Annotated in this window: 6 protein-coding genes; 4 read left to right on the top strand and 2 right to left on the bottom strand. The window is 61.1% G+C overall.

The features are described 5' to 3' along the window. Positions 1-2 precede the first annotated feature (2 nt). A complete protein-coding gene (locus Q0L62_RS04035; RefSeq protein ID WP_296676787.1) occupies positions 3-917 on the bottom strand; it encodes a 4'-phosphopantetheinyl transferase superfamily protein in 915 nt (304 codons plus the stop codon). Between the two features lie 175 nt (positions 918-1,092). On the opposite strand from Q0L62_RS04035, the gene Q0L62_RS04030 reads away from it, so the two are divergent. From Q0L62_RS04030 to Q0L62_RS04015, 4 genes are read left to right on the top strand one after another with little or no spacing between them, the layout of a single operon-like run. Further along, the gene (locus Q0L62_RS04030; RefSeq protein ID WP_296676786.1) at positions 1,093-10,899 is read left to right on the top strand and encodes a non-ribosomal peptide synthetase/type I polyketide synthase; all 9,807 of its coding nucleotides are present in this window, start codon (positions 1,093-1,095) and stop codon (positions 10,897-10,899) included. Continuing rightward, positions 10,896-13,253, top strand: coding sequence for a condensation domain-containing protein (locus Q0L62_RS04025; RefSeq protein ID WP_296676784.1), 2,358 nt, complete (start codon positions 10,896-10,898; stop codon positions 13,251-13,253). Before Q0L62_RS04030 ends, Q0L62_RS04025 begins: the two co-directional genes overlap by 4 nt. Next, positions 13,250-14,215 (top strand): hypothetical protein, encoded by a 966-nt coding sequence (locus tag Q0L62_RS04020; RefSeq protein ID WP_296676781.1) that lies wholly within the window; start codon positions 13,250-13,252, stop codon positions 14,213-14,215. The genes Q0L62_RS04025 and Q0L62_RS04020 overlap by 4 nt, the downstream gene beginning before the upstream one ends. Further along, on the top strand, positions 14,208-15,290 hold the full coding sequence (locus tag Q0L62_RS04015) for a glycosyltransferase family 2 protein (RefSeq protein WP_296676778.1): 1,083 nt from the start codon (positions 14,208-14,210) through the stop codon (positions 15,288-15,290). The genes Q0L62_RS04020 and Q0L62_RS04015 overlap by 8 nt, the downstream gene beginning before the upstream one ends. Positions 15,291-15,302: 12 nt before the next feature. Here Q0L62_RS04015 and Q0L62_RS04010 read toward each other — a convergent pair whose 3' ends face one another. Continuing rightward, positions 15,303-16,160 carry a glycoside hydrolase family 16 protein gene (locus Q0L62_RS04010; RefSeq protein WP_296676776.1) on the bottom strand — a complete coding sequence of 286 codons (858 nt, stop codon included), beginning with the start codon at positions 16,158-16,160 and terminating at the stop codon, positions 15,303-15,305. Between the last annotated feature and the right edge of the window lie 97 nt (positions 16,161-16,257).

Below are 16,257 nucleotides of genomic sequence, written 5' to 3'. Positions count from 1 at the left end.
GTTCACGCCGCCGCGCGGCAGTTGCTGTGCGCACCGCGCGACGGGCCGGCCAGCTGGCCAAATGTCCACCGTTCCCCCGGTCCCCACTGCGCATCAGTCCGCAGCAGCCGCGGCTTGCCATGCTGGGTGAATGCGAAGGATGACAGACCCTGCCCGACCCCTTCGCCCGTCGCCTTGATAAAGGCTTCGCTCAAAGTCCAGTTCCTGAAAAAAAGAGTGCAGCGATCTTCACAGTCTTGCGCCGCGTCATAGGCTGCCATGGCTTCTGGCGCCATGAGGCCGGACACCAGCACCCGCATGTCGGACAGCGGCCGCACGCGCTCGACATCGATGCCGACGGAAACGTTCGCCACGATGATCGCAACCATCCCGCGTGTGTGCGCAATGTTGAAATGAACCGCCCGGGCCGCCTTTTGCAAATGGCGGTCTTGATCGAGCGACGGCTTGCCCTTGTCCGAAGAGACAAACCGTACTTCCGAACCATCGCATCCCAGTAATTGTCCCAGCATCAGGCGAAGCGCCGAATGCACCGCGACAAAGCTCCACCGATCGTCGGGAAAACGGAACCGTGCTGCCGTGCGGCGTTCTTCTGGTGAAAGCAGGTACAACAACCGGGCCAAGTCCATCTCGCCATCTTCGGCTGCCGGCCGGCCGCACCAAATTGTCACCCCGTTTTCAGTCAGCACTTCGGGGCCAAGCTGACAGATCGAAGTGATCATTTGCGCGGACATTTGCGATCCGGGCCGCGCCTCTGCCGCCCATGCAACGATGAAATCGTCCAGTTTGCATGGCTGATCAACCGTTTGCACTATGCGGCCAAGATCTTCCGCATGCGCCGCGCGGCGCTGTGCGGCTAAACTCCCTTCGTCCGCAGCCCAAAATGGACCAAGCGGGTGGCGATCGTGAACTTGCGTCATTTGCCTTTCTTTTCCGCGTTTTCCGTTTCGGCAGCAATCGCGCATCGGTCTAGGACGTCTACCCCCTTTAGCCAGTCTGGGCTTCGCTTACCCCTGCCAGATGCTCCGGAATGGTAGTTTCCTGCGGGTTCCGCCTTGAATAGACTTCGCTTTATTCGGTGGGGGATTTCCAAGGTTGCAGGACGAAGGCTTCAATTCTTCAGGTGCTTTCCAGGAGGAGCATGGTGCGGGTGACAGCGCTTCGGGCTCTGCGCGTTCGGCTTTAGCCAACGCCTTCGTTACCACCGCACTGCTCCGGCCCGACGCCATTGCAGCCATCCAGCCTGACCAGGTCCCGCTGACCTACAAAGAGCTACTTGGCAGATCGCGGCGCCTGGCAAATCGCCTGAACGCCGCGGGCATCGGCAACGGCGATACGGTCGCGATCGCAGCGCCGCGTTCGCTCGATACACTGACGGCAATCGTCGGCGTCATGTTGGCGGGTGCTGCCTACATGCCCCTCGACCCGCAAATGCCGCAATCCATGGCGGCACAGGTCTTGCATTTGGCCAAGCCAGCACTGATCCTGACATCAGTTCCGGCACCGGCTGAACTGGGCGAACATGGCCTTGCTATCTGGCCCGTCACATCGGGCGATGAAGCGGCTGGCACCGCGCCGCTCGATACTCTGCCAGAACCGGGCGCCGACGATCCGCTTTACATTATGTTCACGTCAGGATCGACGGGCCAGCCTAAGGGCGTCATCGTCCCGCACCGGGCCGCCTGCCGGCTGGTGCTGGATCAGGATTACTGCCACCTTGGCCCGGACGAAATCATCCTGCACGCTGCGCCGTTGGCCTTCGATGCCAGTACGTTCGAAATCTGGGGCGCGCTTCTCAATGGCGGGACCTTGGCCATTGTACCCGATGACCGGCCTTCGCTTGACCAGATCGCCGCGGTTATCACCGGCTGCGGGGTGACCACTGCCTGGCTGACAGCGGGCCTGTTCCATCTGATGATCGACGAGCGGATCGATGCCTTGGCCCAACTTCGCCAGGTCTTGGCGGGCGGGGACGTTCTGTCAGTCGATCATGTTCGCCGACTGCAGGAGGCAGCGCCGCGATGCGCGGTGATTAACGGCTACGGTCCAACCGAAAACACGACTTTCACGTGCTGTGCCAAATTGGCAGCAGGGCCATGGCCCTGTGAAAGCGCGCCAATCGGGCGCCCGATCAAAGGGACGCGGACGTGGATAGTTGACGATGCCCTGCAACCGGTAGCGACTGGCAAAACCGGGCAGCTTGTCACCGGCGGTGATGGTCTGGCTATCGGCTATCTGGGTGATGATGCACTGACCCATGAAAAGTTCGTGGCCGCGCCCGATCCGATCGGCGAACGGGTTTATCTGACCGGTGATCTGGCGCGCGAACTGCCCGGCGGCCAACTTGAATTCCTTGGCCGCTTGGACCGCCAAATCAAAATCGACGGCAAGCGGATCGAACCTGCCGCGATTGAACAAGCGCTGCGTACCTGCGCCGATGTCACAGACGCCGCGGTGCTGGTCGAAACAAGCGCAACCGGATTTAAACGTCTGATCGCCTTTGTCACTTCATCGGACTGTTCCGGTGATGAAAGGCAGTTCAGCGCAAACCTTTCGGCTTCACTGCGCGATATTCTGCCCGACTATCTTTGGCCGTCAAGGATCCACGCGGTCGATGCTTTCCCCCTGACCCCCAACGGGAAACTCGACCGCGTGGCGCTACTGAAAAGCGCCGGACACGGGTCTGCACAAATTGTGACGCAGACCGCCGAAGCGGACATTGCGAAACTGTGGAGTGATGTGCTGGGACTCGATTCGGTCGGTCCCGATGACAATTTCTTCGAACTGGGTGGTCGCTCGCTGCAACTGATGCGAGTCCACGCCGCGCTGTGCCGCAAAGAGGGGCGCGATCTGCCGATCACCGGCCTCTTTGCCAACCCGACCTTGCGCGGGCTGGCTGAATACCTTGGCGGGGCGAAGGCTCGTTCCGCCATAAAGCCTGCTTCTCGTGCTTCACAGGCGGCCACCCGCCCGAACGACATAGCAATCGTTGGGATGAGCGGCCGTTTTCCTGGTGCGCGGTCGATCGAACAGTTCTGGGCAAACCAGAAGAACGGCGCAATCAGCATTACCCGCTTCGACGATGCGGATTTGAAAGACTGGTTCGATCCGGCGACACGGGCGGATCCCGCTTTTGTGCGCGCGCGCGGAATTCTTGAATCTCCGGCGGATTTCGATGCCGATCTGTTTGCGATGAACCCGCATGAGGTGCGGCTGACCGATCCGCAGCACCGTTTGTTCCTGGAAATTGCGCTCGAAGCGCTGGAACGTGGCGGCCTTGATCCGCAGCGCTTCGAAGGCTCGGTCGGCGTCTTTGCCGGGGCCAGCATGCCGACCTACCTCATTGGCAACGTGCTGGCCGGGACTGAGCGAGCGATGCAATTCGCCAGCACTTATCAGCTTGATGACATGGAAACCCTGGTCGGCTCGCTGCCCGATGCGCTGGCGACTCGCGTGGCCTACAAGCTGGGCCTTCACGGCCCGGCGATGACGGTGCTCAGCGCCTGTTCGACATCGGCCGTTGCCATCGTACAGGCTTGCCAGAACCTGATCCTGCACCAGTGCGATGCAGCGCTGGCAGGCGGGGTTTCGATCACTTTCCCGCAGGAACGCGGGTATCTGTCGCAGGATGGCGGCATGGGATCGGATGACGGGCATTGCCGCCCGCTGGATGCAGGCGCATCTGGCACGGTTTTCGGGTCCGGGGCAGGGGTCGTTCTGCTCAAGCGGTTGGAAGATGCCCTGCTGCAAGGCGACCATATCCATGCTGTGATCCGCGGCAGCGGGATCGGCAACGACGGCGGCGGCAAAGGCAGCTTTACGGCGCCCAGCGCCGAAGGCCAGGCGCGCACTATCAGGGCTGCCCACGCAGCGGCAGGGGTAGATCCGGCGTCTATCGGTTATGTCGAATTGCACGGAACCGCCACGCCGCTGGGCGATCCGATCGAGTTTTCCGGCCTGGTCACAGCCTTTGGCGATGATTGTCCTGAGGCAGTCTGTGCGCTGGGTTCAGCCAAAAGCAACATCGGCCACCTTGACGTCGCTGCCGGAGTAACCGGAGTCATCAAGGCCGTGCTGTGCCTTGAAAACGGCGCAATCCCGCCGCTTGCCGGGTTTGAGCGGGCCAATCCGCACATCGTCTTTGAAGGCAGTCCGTTCAGGGTTGAAACATCGCTGGCCCCATGGCCGCGTCATGACAAACCGCGCCGTGCCGGAGTCAGCTCATTTGGGGTCGGCGGCACCAACGTGCATCTGGTGCTTGAAGAAGCGCCGACAGCCGATCACGCGCAAGGCGCAGAAAGCCTGCAAGTCCTGCCGATTTCGGCCAGGACACCCGCTGCGCTCGACGCGATGGCCGCAGCGCTCGCCGATCATATCGAAAGCCACCCCGAAGCCGCAATGGCCGATATGGCCATTACCCTGGCCGAGGGCCGCACCGCCCGGCGTGAGCGGGCAGCTGTGGTGGCAGCGACGCGGGGAGAGGCCGTGCAAGCGCTGCGCAACCTGCCGCGTCGTGGGCTTCGCGAACAAGCAAAGTCGGCGCCTCCGATAGTGTTCATGTTTCCGGGGCAGGGGTCGCAGTATCCCGGCATGGGTGCAACGTTATACCGCGATGAGCCCATCTACCGGCAATGGATCGATGCTGGATGCGATCTTTTTGCGGCGCGGGCCGGATCAGATCTGCGCGCCTTGCTGCTGGATGGCGCGGGCGGCGACGCGGCTGCGGATCGTTTGCGCCAGACTGCTAACGCGCAGCCGGCACTGTTCATCACCCAGCATGCGTTGGCGCAATTGTGGTTGGCCCGCGGGGTGCGGCCCAGTGCAATGATCGGACACAGCATCGGCGAGTTCGTTGCCGCGACCCTGGCGGGTGTAATGCGCTTTGAAGACGCGCTGGCGCTTGTCATCCGGCGCGGTGAACTGATGCAAAGTGTGGCACCGGGATCAATGCTGGCGGTACGTGCGTCTGAAGACATTTTGGCGCCCCTGCTAAGTCAGCAAACTGATATCGCGGCGATAAACGCGCCCGAACTGTGCGTAGCGGCTGGGCCCGATCAGGCCATCGCCGAACTTGAAGCCCGGTTGGAAGCAGCGGGTATTGAAACCCGCCAGCTGCATACGTCGCACGCCTTTCATTCCGCGATGATGGACCCGGTGGTGGCTGCACTCGAACAGCTCGCTTCCACATTCTGCTATGCCGAACCGCATACGCCCTACGTGTCTGGAGTAACCGGGGATTGGGCCGGGTCGCCGGATACTGCAAGCGGCGGTTATTGGGCGCGCCACTGCCGCGCCCCGGTTCGCTTTGCCGCGGCGCTGGCGACCGTAGTGGGCGATGCCAGGCCGGTTCTGCTCGAAGTCGGACCGGGCCGGGCTCTGTCGACTTTTGCGACGCAAGGGATTGAGCGCACGTCGTATACGGCAGTGGTCCAGTCGATGCCCGATAGCGGCGATGCCGAGCGCGACCGTCAGACTTTCTACAGCGCCGCCGCACGCCTCTGGGCATGCGGGGCGGATCCCGACTGGTCCGATCTTTACGGTCCTGACGCGCGCAAGGTGATCCTTCCGGCTTACCAGTTCCAGCGCAAGACCTACTGGATCGATCCACCGCAACGTCTTCCCGAGCCGGCGATCGCGGCGCCGGCCACCCTCCCTGCGGACGCAGCCGCAACCGAACATCTGGAAAATGAAGTGACTGCCATGACTGCAAATCACAATGCTGACCCCGTAAACCGGCAGGAGGCGTTTGTTGGACGTCTTGCCGCCATCCTTGAGGACCTGTCGGGGGAGCAGATTACTGCTGCCGATGGCGATGTGCCGTTCCTTGAGCTGGGCTTCGATTCGCTGCTGCTGGGCCGGGTGGCAACCAAGGTGCAGCGTGATTTCGGGGTCAAGCTGACCTTCCGCCAGTTGATGGGTGATCTGCCGACCATGGCCGCCCTTGCCGATCACCTGGATCTGATCGTCCCTGCCCAAGTCGCTCCGGTTGTGACCGCACCGGTGGCCGTGCAGCTTGCCCCGGCTCCGGTCACTCAGAACGCGGCGAAAGCGGCGCCTGCGGGACCTGCGGGTGACATCGCCGCGGCCTTCCAGGGGCAGCTCGATGCGATGCAGGCTGTAATCAACCGCCAGCTAGAAGTGTTGAGTGCCATGCCAGCGCAGGCCTTTGCTCCCGCTGCAGCAGCGACGACCGCACCGGCAATTCCAGCGGCACCTACCTTGCCTTCAGTGGCGCAGACTGACGAAACGTCTGGAAATACGCCATCACGGTTTCGCCCTTACCGTCCGGTAGCCAAGGATGCGGACTTGCTGACGGCGGCCCAGCGCGCACTGATTGCCGACCTGACCGCGCGCACGTGCGCCCGGATGCCGCAATCGAAAGCGCAGACCCAGCAGCACCGCCCCTATTTCGCCGATCCGCGTTCAGCCTCGGGCTTCCGGGCAGAATGGAAGGAAATGGTATTTCCGGTTGTCGCCGCGCGTTCCAAGGGATCGAAAATCTGGGACGTCGACGGCAACGAATATGTCGATCTGGTCAATGGTTATGGTCAGACGGCCTTTGGCCATGCGCCCGATTTCGTTACCGAAGCTGTTGCTGCACAATTGGAAAAAGGATTTGCCATTGGCCCGCAGTCCCCACTGGCGGGTGAGGTTGCTCAGCAGTTTTCGCGGCTGGTTGGGCTGGAACGGGTAACGTTCTGTAACACCGGATCCGAAGCCGTCATGGCAGCGATGCGCGTCGCGCGCTGCGTGACCGGACGCGACAAAGTCGTAGTATTCAACAACGATTATCACGGCCAGTTTGACGAAGTACTGGTCAAGGCCGGAGGCAAGGCTGCCTTCGCCCGCGCGGTTCCGATCGCCCCGGGCATCCCGCCCGAAGCGGTATCGCACATGGTGGTGCTGCCCTATGGAGCGGCCGAATCGCTGGACTGGATAGCCAGCAACGCCGACAACATAGCGGCCGTGATCGCTGAGCCCGTCCAGAGCCGCCATCCCGAACTTCGCCCGTTTGATTTCCTCCGTTCGCTCCGCGCCCTTACAGAAGCAGAGGAAATCGCGCTGGTGTTTGACGAAGTGGTCACTGGCTTTCGCACGCACGCCGGGGGGATGCAGGCGGTGCTGGGGATCAAGGCTGACATGGCTACTTACGGCAAGGTTGTCGGCGGGGGCATGCCCGTCGGCGTCCTGGCCGGATCAAGCCGATTCCTCGATGCGCTGGACGGCGGGGCTTGGCAGTTTGGCGACGAAAGTTTCCCGGAAGTTGCGCCAACATTCTTCGCCGGAACGTTCGTGCGCCACCCCTTGGTCATGGCCGCGTGCAAAGCTGTGCTTGACCATATCGAAGCGGCAGGGCCCGAACTGCAAACGTCGCTTGCGGCGCGCTGCGACAGCCTGGTGCAAGACCTGCGCCGGGTTTTCACCGATCGCGGGATCGTGCCGCCGATCAATGGCTATTCCAGCTGGTTCATGCTCGACCATTCGGGCGCCGACCGGTTGGCCGGCCTGTTCAGCCACGCCATGCGGCTACGCGGCGTCCACATCCTTGATGGTTATCCCTGCTTCCTGACCACGGCACACAGCCAGGCCGATCTTGATCTTATCATCGCAGCCGCAGCCGACTCGCTTGACGAATTGCAAGCTGCAGGGATCCTGCCGGGCAGCCAATCGGCAGCAGAGGCAAACGCGCAGGAAACGTGGCTGAAAGTCCCGCTGACCGAACCGCAGATGGAAGTGCTGCTATCAGCCCAGATGGGTGATGATGCGTCCTGCGCCTTCAACGAATCAATATCGCTGGCGTTTGACCGTCCGGTTGATGCCGCGTTACTGAACCAGGCGGTCAACGCCTTTATTGCCCGCCACGATGCCTTGCGCTCGGTGCTGGCGCGGGGAGAGAGCGCCCTGCTGGTTGCGCCTTCGCTGACGATCGATCTGCCCGTTGTCCGCACCGACGAACAGGGACTGGGAGCGCTGCTGGCGGACGAGGCGGCAAATCCGTTCGATCTGTGCAAGGGCCCGCTTATCCGCGGCGGCATTGTCGATCTGGGCGATGGCCGGTTCAGCCTGGTCATAACGGCGCATCACATCGTCTTCGATGGCTGGACCGCCAACCTGTTTGCGAACGAGGTGGCGGCAATCTACCGCTCCATGCAAACGGGCGCTGCGCCTGAACTTGATCCGGCGCTGCCGTTCTCAGCCTATGCGGCTGAGCGTGATGGCAAGGCACCCATCGGTCCGGTCGAACTTGATTACTGGCAATCGCTGCTCGCAGATCCGCCAGAGCCGCTCGCGCTTCCCGTTGACCGTGCACGCCAGCCGCTAAAGTCATTCAAAGGCGCAACGTTCTCAGCACGATACGATGCCGTTTTCACGCAGGCTGTGCGCAAAGCCGGGGCAAAGCTGGGCTGCACGTTATTCGCGACGCTGTTCGGCGCCTTGCAGGTGACACTTGGCCGGCTGGCGAACGAGGGCGATGTCATTGTCGGTTGCCCGACTGCTGGCCAGGCGTTGATCGAAGACCACGTTCTGGCCGGCCATTGCGTGAACTTCCTGCCGCTACGCGCGCCCTTTACGATGGAGACTTCGCTTGGAGATCACCTTGCGACGGTCAAGACGATGGTGATGGAAGCGTTCGAGCACCAGGACGTTACTTATGGTGCGATTGTTCGCGCGCTCAAGATCCCGCGTAATCCGAACCGCACTCCACTGACCGATGTGCAATTCAATCTTGAGCGACTGGGCGAAGGGATCGATTTTGGCAGCACTGCGGCGACGCTTGTCGCCAATCCCAAGGCTGCGGTAAACTTCGATCTGTTTTTCAACATGGTGGAATCGAGCGACGGCCTGCGCCTCGAGGTCGACTATTCGACCGATTTGTTCGATGCCGAAACGATAGCCCGCTGGACGGAAAACCTTCGCCAGGTTCTGCGCGCATTGGTGGCAGATCCCGGCCAGGCGATTGGCACTATCGACTTGCTGGGGAATGAAGAACGTGCCTGGATTTCCAGCAGAAACACCCGTTTCGAAAGACTGCCCGATGACGCAACGATAGTGGGGCGCTTTGCTGCGGCTGCTGCCCTTGATCCGGCGCACGTCGCAATCGCTTCGGAAACAGGGCATTTGTCCTATGCCCAGCTTGATGCAGAAACGAACCGGTTCGCAAATGCCCTGACTGCGCGCGGAATTGGCAAAGGTGACCGGGTTGCGCTGCTGGCAGGACGATCGGCGCGGACGGTAATTGCAATCATAGGTATTCTTAAAGCGGGTGCAGCCTATGTACCGCTGGACATTGCGTACCCCGCCGAACGCCTGAAATACGTGACAGGCGATGTCGGCGCGGCGCTTGTACTGGTTGGGTCAACCGAAACAGGCACTGCTCTGGATTTGCCAGCCGATTTTGACGCGGTCGACTTTGAAAACATTTTCAATAGCTTGTCATCGTATCCGGCGGAACCGTCGAACATATCAGTGCAGGCCGACGATCCCGCCTATGTCATGTATACGTCGGGTTCGACCGGGCTGCCCAAAGGGGTCGTTGTTCCTCATCGCGCTGCAGTTCGGCTCGTCACAGACCAGGACTTCGCGCACTTCGGGCCGGACGAAACATTCCTGCATCTGGCTCCGCTGGGGTTTGACGCCAGCACGCTGGAATTATGGGGTGCACTGCTGCACGGGGGGGCGCTGGCGGTGGTTTCGGCGCCGAAGCCGTCACTGGCCCAGATCGATGCGGTAATTCGAACACATGGGGTCACCGCCGCATGGTTCACTGCGGCGCTTTTCCATACACTTGTCGATGAAGGCATGGAAGTGCTCAGGCCGCTGCGCCAGATTCTTGCCGGCGGCGATGTTCTCTCTCCCAGCCATGTGCGCAAGCTGCAGCAAGCACTGCCGCACGTGCGCCTTGTCAACGGTTATGGCCCGACAGAGAATACTACGTTTACGGCGTGCCATGTCTTTTCAGCCGATGGTTGGGGCGATGGCCCGGTACCCATCGGGGTGCCGATTGCGCGCACCACTGTTTATATCGCAGATACCCGCATGGAGCTGTGTCCACGCGGCGCGACCGGCGAACTTCTGGTCGGCGGCGAGGGGCTGTCACTCGGCTACCTGGGCGATGACGCACTGAACGCCGAGCGATTTGTTACCGCTTCATTCGCGCCCGGTGAGCGCCTGTACCGTACCGGCGATTTGGCGCGCTGGCGCACGGACGGCGCGCTTGAGTTCTGCGGCCGGTCGGATCGGCAAATCAAGGTCAACGGCCACCGCATCGAACCGGCCGAGATCGAGGCTGTGCTGCGCGGTACGGCCGAAGTGCGCGATGCCGCAGTCATTGTTGTGGACGGCGCAGCAGGAACCCGCCAACTCCACGCCTTTCTGATCGGAGAGGCAGGACTGACCGAATCGGCACTGGTTGCGGCCGCGATGGAGCGGGTTGCCCGTAATTTGCCCGTCTACATGCGTCCCCGCACGTTCTTGGTTGTTCCGGCGCTGCCCTCTACCGACAATGGAAAGCTTGATCGCCATGCATTGATGCAGGCCATTGAAGAGCGCGCAGGCAATCCGGCTGTACCGATCCTTGATAGCAAGCCTCAGCCTGCGGATCTCGACCCGACCGAAGCCAGGATCGGAACCATCTGGGCCGACGTTCTTGGACTTGAGTCGGTGGCGCGGGATGATGCCATTTTCGATTTGGGGGCGGATTCGCTCCAAATATTCCGCATAGCGGCAAGGATGGCCGACCAAGGCCTTCCGCTTGATAACCGACGCCTTATGTCCAACCCGACGCTGGGTGAAGTTGCCGCGATGTTTGGGGCAGATGCAGCACCGGCATTGCACAAGCCACCTGCCATAACGCCGCTTTCAGCATACCGGCGCGGCACGGCAGGGACACCTGCATCATGAACCGCGGCGAACTTTCGCCTTGGCCGCAAGCGGATCGGGCGGCCTACGATACGGTTGTCGGTGTTTATCCCGCGACCCCGAACCAGACTGCGTGCTGGCGCGGGGTCATGAAAAACATCACGGGAAGTGCACTCAACGCCGCGTTTCGCCGAAAAATCGAAGGACGGATTTCGGATGCTGCCGTGATGACCGCCCTGCAGACGGTGGTTGATCGGCACGAGATACTGCGCACCCGGTTTCGCGTTCAGCAGGATGGCACACTGGCCCAAGAGGTTTTTGGACACGTTTCTTTCAAGCCGGCGCAGGTAGACCTGCGGCACCTACCGACCCCGCTGCGCGAAGCAGAGCTTCAAAAGCTGGGCCTGGCAGCGGCCCGCGAACCGTTCGCCTTTACCGTCAATAGTTCGCCGGTGCCCTTGGTCCGGGTCATGTTGGTGCGGATGGGGCATGATCTGGCCTACCTGCATTTGACGGTTCATCCCCTTGTGATGGATGGTTGGTCGGTCGATCTTTTTGTCGATGAGTTTTGCCGCCTGGCCGACGCCCACGATGCAGGTCGGTCACTCGACTTGCCGCCCGTTGACCTTCATTTCGGGGACTACGCGCGCTGGCAAGCAGACCTGCTTGGTGGACCGGCTCTGGAACAGCAACGGCGATATTGGCGCGACAAGCTCAACGGTCTGGCCAGGTTTTCGATTGCCGCGGATCGGCCAGGCGTCGTGCGCGGCGAAGCGGCAGAGATCCGCTCGATCCTGTTGCCGCACGATCTCACCGATCGTTTCGAGGCTCTGGCGCGGACCAGGAACCACACCCTTGCGTCCCTCGCGACCTCAACGGCCGCCGCTGCAATGCATCTCATTACGGCTGAGCGCGAAATTGTCCTGGGAACACAGTTGGCTGGCCGCGATGATCCAGACTCGGAAAGCATTGTCGGCCCCTTGCTGAACCCGGTCCTGCTGCGGCTCCCGGTGCTTGAAGGCGATACGTTTTTCGACTTTGCGGACCGTGTCCGTGACACGACGTTCGAAGCGATGCAGCACCAGATGCTGCCGTTCGCCGAAGTTGAGACATTCCTGGCCGACCATGATCCAGCTGACCCTGATCCGTCATATGCGGTCAGCATCATCATTCAGCGCAGCAATATCTCCAGCGCGTCGGTCAGTGGCAAAAACTTTGGCGCATTTCGTGTCGAATCGGTGCCAAGTCACTGCGCTGGTGCACAGCGTGATCTTAACCTGTTCATGGTTGGCCGCGATGAAGGTTGGCGCCTATCGTGCGAAGCTGCCACTGCGCGTTATGACACCGCGACAATCGATGCCCTGCTGTCGGTCTGGCGCAAGGTGATTGAGGGGGTTATCGCCAATCCTTGCGCGCCCATTGGCGATGTCACTCAGCTTGATCCGCACGAACGGCGTCATGCGGCGCCCGGCGGGCCGCCAGAAGCCAACGCGCTGACTGCCTGGATCAACCCCCGAATAGAAGCGCTCAAAGAACGGATTGCCGTGATCCAGAAGGCCGGTGACGGCGTGCCGATCATTGCCCTCAACAGCAATTCGGTGCTTTATCCGGTGGCACGCGCCATCGGCACCGATCATCCTTTCATCGACATCCAGTTCTGCCCGTCGCCGGTGCGCATAGAATTGCCGGACAGGCATTTTTCCGACCATGCCCGGGACGCGGTTGAGATGATCCGTCTGGCCTGCCCGCACGGACCCTACGTGCTGTTCGGCTTGTGCATCTTTGGTGCGATCGCGCTTGAGGCGGCGCGGATACTGAAGGAGGAAGGTGAAGATGTGCCGTTGGTCATCCTTAATGACACCTACCGTCCAGGCTTTCGCGAAAACCTTGGCCTGTTCGATCGCAGCTTGCGCAACTGGCAAGTGCGCTGGCGCACGTTCCACACCATGCACCGCCGCCACGCGGCAGGTGAAATCAGCTTTGCTGAATGGCTCGACAATTACAGGCTTCTGCGCGGTCTGGGCGTGACGCGGCTGTTGGCGCGCCTTGGCTTAATTGAAAGCGCCACCAGACGGGACGTCATGCAGGATCACAACCGCTGGTTTCCCGAGGAAGTACTTCGGGCCAGTCAGGCACGTTTTCACATGCGGCCATACCATGGACGCGTCGTGCTGTTCCGCAATACTGCCATGGTTCCTGGCCGGCTGTTCCCGCGTGATTTCGGCTGGAAGGGATATGTGAACGGCGGCTTCATGGTCAGCGACTGCCCCGGCACTCACGACACCATGTTTCGTCCCGAAGGCGCTGCTGTTATCGGCAAGGTCGTAAGGCGCATCTTTGCAGAAGTCGGCATGGGATATTCGGACCGTGACAATGACAAGGGGTGCAAGACATGAACGCCGTGTCACCAATCCTTCAAAACACCTCACGTACTGCTGAACTGGTCGATGCGCGTGACCGTGACCGGTTCGCCAATGTCAATCTTAGCCCTTTTGGTTTTCGGCACCGGCTTGCGCTGGAATTGCCGCTGACCGTCACCGACCTGATCGCGCTAAGCGAACGGTTGCCGGATGGCGATGCGTTCAAGGGCTGGCAAAACGGGATCACGGGGATTTCGGACGGCTGGAACCAGCGCCCGGCAGAGCGCTTGACACTGGCCGATACACTTGCCGGTATCGAAACCAATAACAGTCTGGTTGTCCTTAAACATATTGAGCAGGATGACATCATTGGACCGGTACTGCGGGACTTGCTGCAAGACATGTTCGACTGTTCTTCGCGCCGCTTCCGTGAAGACGTCATAATGGGAGAATGTCTGGTATTCCTAAATTCGCCAGGCCGGATGACTGCATACCATTTCGACCTTGAAGCAAGTTTCCTGCTTCAGCTGGCTGGCAGCAAGACTGTTTACGCCTGGCCTTGCGGTGATCGAGCCATCGTTCCGGAAAGCGAAATCGCGGCCTATTGCGGCGCCGGAAACCTTAGCGCCGCGGTCTACAAGCCGGACTTGCGACACCTGGCTCAGACCTATTACCTGGAGCCCGGCGACGGCGTCCATTTCCCAAGCCTGGGTCCGCATTGCGTGCAGAACGGCGATTCCGTGTCGATTTCAATCAACGTCAATTATGATGTCCGCTCGCTTCACGGCAGCTTGCGTCATGTCTATGCTTTCAATCAGCGGGCAGCAAAACTGGGCGTGAAAGCAGGTCAGCCAGGCACTCGTCCTCTGGCGGACAAGGCCAAGGCAAAGGCCTGGATCGCTGCACTTGGTGCCAAGTCAGCGGCCCGCCGGATATTGGGACGGCGGCGTAGCGGCGAGGGTTATCCCATTTGGGAGCCCAGGAACACGAATGCATGATTTGGAACTCGACGCGCAACATGCCTGCCCAGCGCTTTACATGATCCGGGGTTCAAGCAGCCTCTTGGACGACGGCAGTTCGCTGCGCTTCAGCGTGATCATCGCGAATTATAATTACGGCCGCTTCATCACCGATGCGATCAGAAGCGCGCTGGACCAGGATTGGCCCTCGCTTGAGGTCATCGTGGTGGACGACGGTTCGACAGACGATTCGCGCACAATCATCAGTAGTTACGGATCGCGCGTCCAAGCGATTTTCCAGGCCAACCAAGGGCAGCGCTGCGCGAACAACGCTGGTTTTGCCATGGCGTCCGGCGATGTTGTGGTCTTTCTGGATGCTGATGATGTTCTTGCACCTGATTTTGCCTCTTGCGTGGCTGCGGCGTGGCGATCCGGCTTGAGCAAGGTACAGGTTCAGATGATGCGTGTAGGTGCCGACCGCCAGCCGCTCGGGATTGTTGTCCCGGCAATCGCTTCGGCGCCAAGCGCCGCGCAGGTGCGCAACTGGATGATGACGACGGGCGAATATCCAACACCGCCGGGATCGGGAAATGCCTACGCGCGGGACTTTCTGGACAAGTTTTTCCCGATCGGCGCAGATTGCGACAGTTCTACCGATTCGACCTGCCTTGCCTATGCTCCCCTGCTTGGCGAGGTGGAAACCGTTCTTAGGCCGCTGGCCGAATACCGGATCCACGGGACGAACGACAGCAGTCTCGCAGCTGCGGCTGACCGCTTTGGTCGTGAGATTGCCCGTGCCTATCTTCGCCATCAAAATGCCGAATCGGTGTGCCGGAAGCTGGGGCTGACTGCGCCCGAGGCGGGCTGCCTTCGCCGCGGTAGACATTTGCTGCAGCTGCGCGCGGCATCGCTGCGCTCGGCCCCGCAGGCGCACCCCGCGGTTGCAGGGGGCTGGTGGGCCACACTGGCCGATGCGATCCGGTCTTTGCTGCCCTATGGCATCGAAGGCTTTTCCAAGCGGCTACTGGTTGCAGGCTGGAGCGCGGCGACCTTGCTGGCACCGCAGCCACTTGCCCGGATACTCATTGCCCGGCGCTTTGCGCGAAGCGGATGAGCGGCGCGGGCATCAACCCCTGTCGGGAATACAAGATCCTCCACCGCGTTTCGCGGAAGGGGCATATAGACGGACATAATCTATCGACAGTACCGATGGATCGGGCGTGTTGCGGATGGAATATCCCGAACCCAACGCAAGATTGACCAAAGGAAACAGCGGCACGTCGAGCTCAGCCGGACGCGGCGCGGTCCAGACGACTACCCGGTTGAACAGATAGCTGATCCGGGTCCGGGTCACCAGGACGCCAACCGTGTTGTAGCGGGCGGCCATCGCACCAGGGATGATAGGGATCCGTTCCAGTTCGCCGCGTTCGTGTTTCTTGTCGGCGGGGGAATGCACTTTCCACGAGGCGTAATAACTGCTTGGATCATGGCCGTAATATTCCAGCGCATCTAGCTCGATCTTGGGCCGCTTGTCGCTGCGGGGGGTCAAACTGAACAGCCAGAATGCTGGCCAAGTGCCGGAACCCGCCGTCATCCGCATCCGCGTTTCGAAGTACCCTTCGGTAAGCCCGGTACCTGCGCCTGTTTGGTCTGCGGCGGCGATCAGGCCGGAAGTCCATTTGCCGTCAGTGCCGCGCCGCGCGGTGATTTCAAGATGACCATCGCGAATGGAAAAAGCGCTTTGTTCCCCCGGATCGGTGAATCGGGCGTCGCCGAAATCGCCAGCCCACGGCGTATGCGCGGTCCAGCGCTTTCCATCGAGGCGCCAGTTACCGATGCTCATGTCGTCAAACTCGTCAGACCAGGCCAGCTGGTATCCGCACAGCTTGATCTTCGGACCCGTTACAGGCCTGGGCTGCGCGCTCGACGCCGCAGCGAGCGTCATCAACAGCGCAGGGGTCAGGAACCATTTCAAACACGCCACCATTAGTCTGAGTGCTTCAACCTTAATGCTGATCAATCCCCGCACGATCAATCCGCCGTTCGGATTAGAACCCTCGATTAAGCCGATCGGTCCGCCC

The organism is Novosphingobium sp. (assembly GCF_024642085.1).
GTDB lineage: Bacteria > Pseudomonadota > Alphaproteobacteria > Sphingomonadales > Sphingomonadaceae > Novosphingobium.
This window is presented reverse-complemented; position numbering and strand designations above follow the sequence as displayed.

Coding starts and splice junctions, on each gene's coding strand:
- Q0L62_RS04035 (WP_296676787.1), bottom strand. CDS start 917: ATGACGCAAGTTCACGATCGCCACCCGCTTGGTCCATTTTGGGCTGCG.
- Q0L62_RS04020 (WP_296676781.1), top strand. CDS start 13,250: ATGAACGCCGTGTCACCAATCCTTCAAAACACCTCACGTACTGCTGAA.
- Q0L62_RS04015 (WP_296676778.1), top strand. CDS start 14,208: ATGCATGATTTGGAACTCGACGCGCAACATGCCTGCCCAGCGCTTTAC.
- Q0L62_RS04025 (WP_296676784.1), top strand. CDS start 10,896: ATGAACCGCGGCGAACTTTCGCCTTGGCCGCAAGCGGATCGGGCGGCC.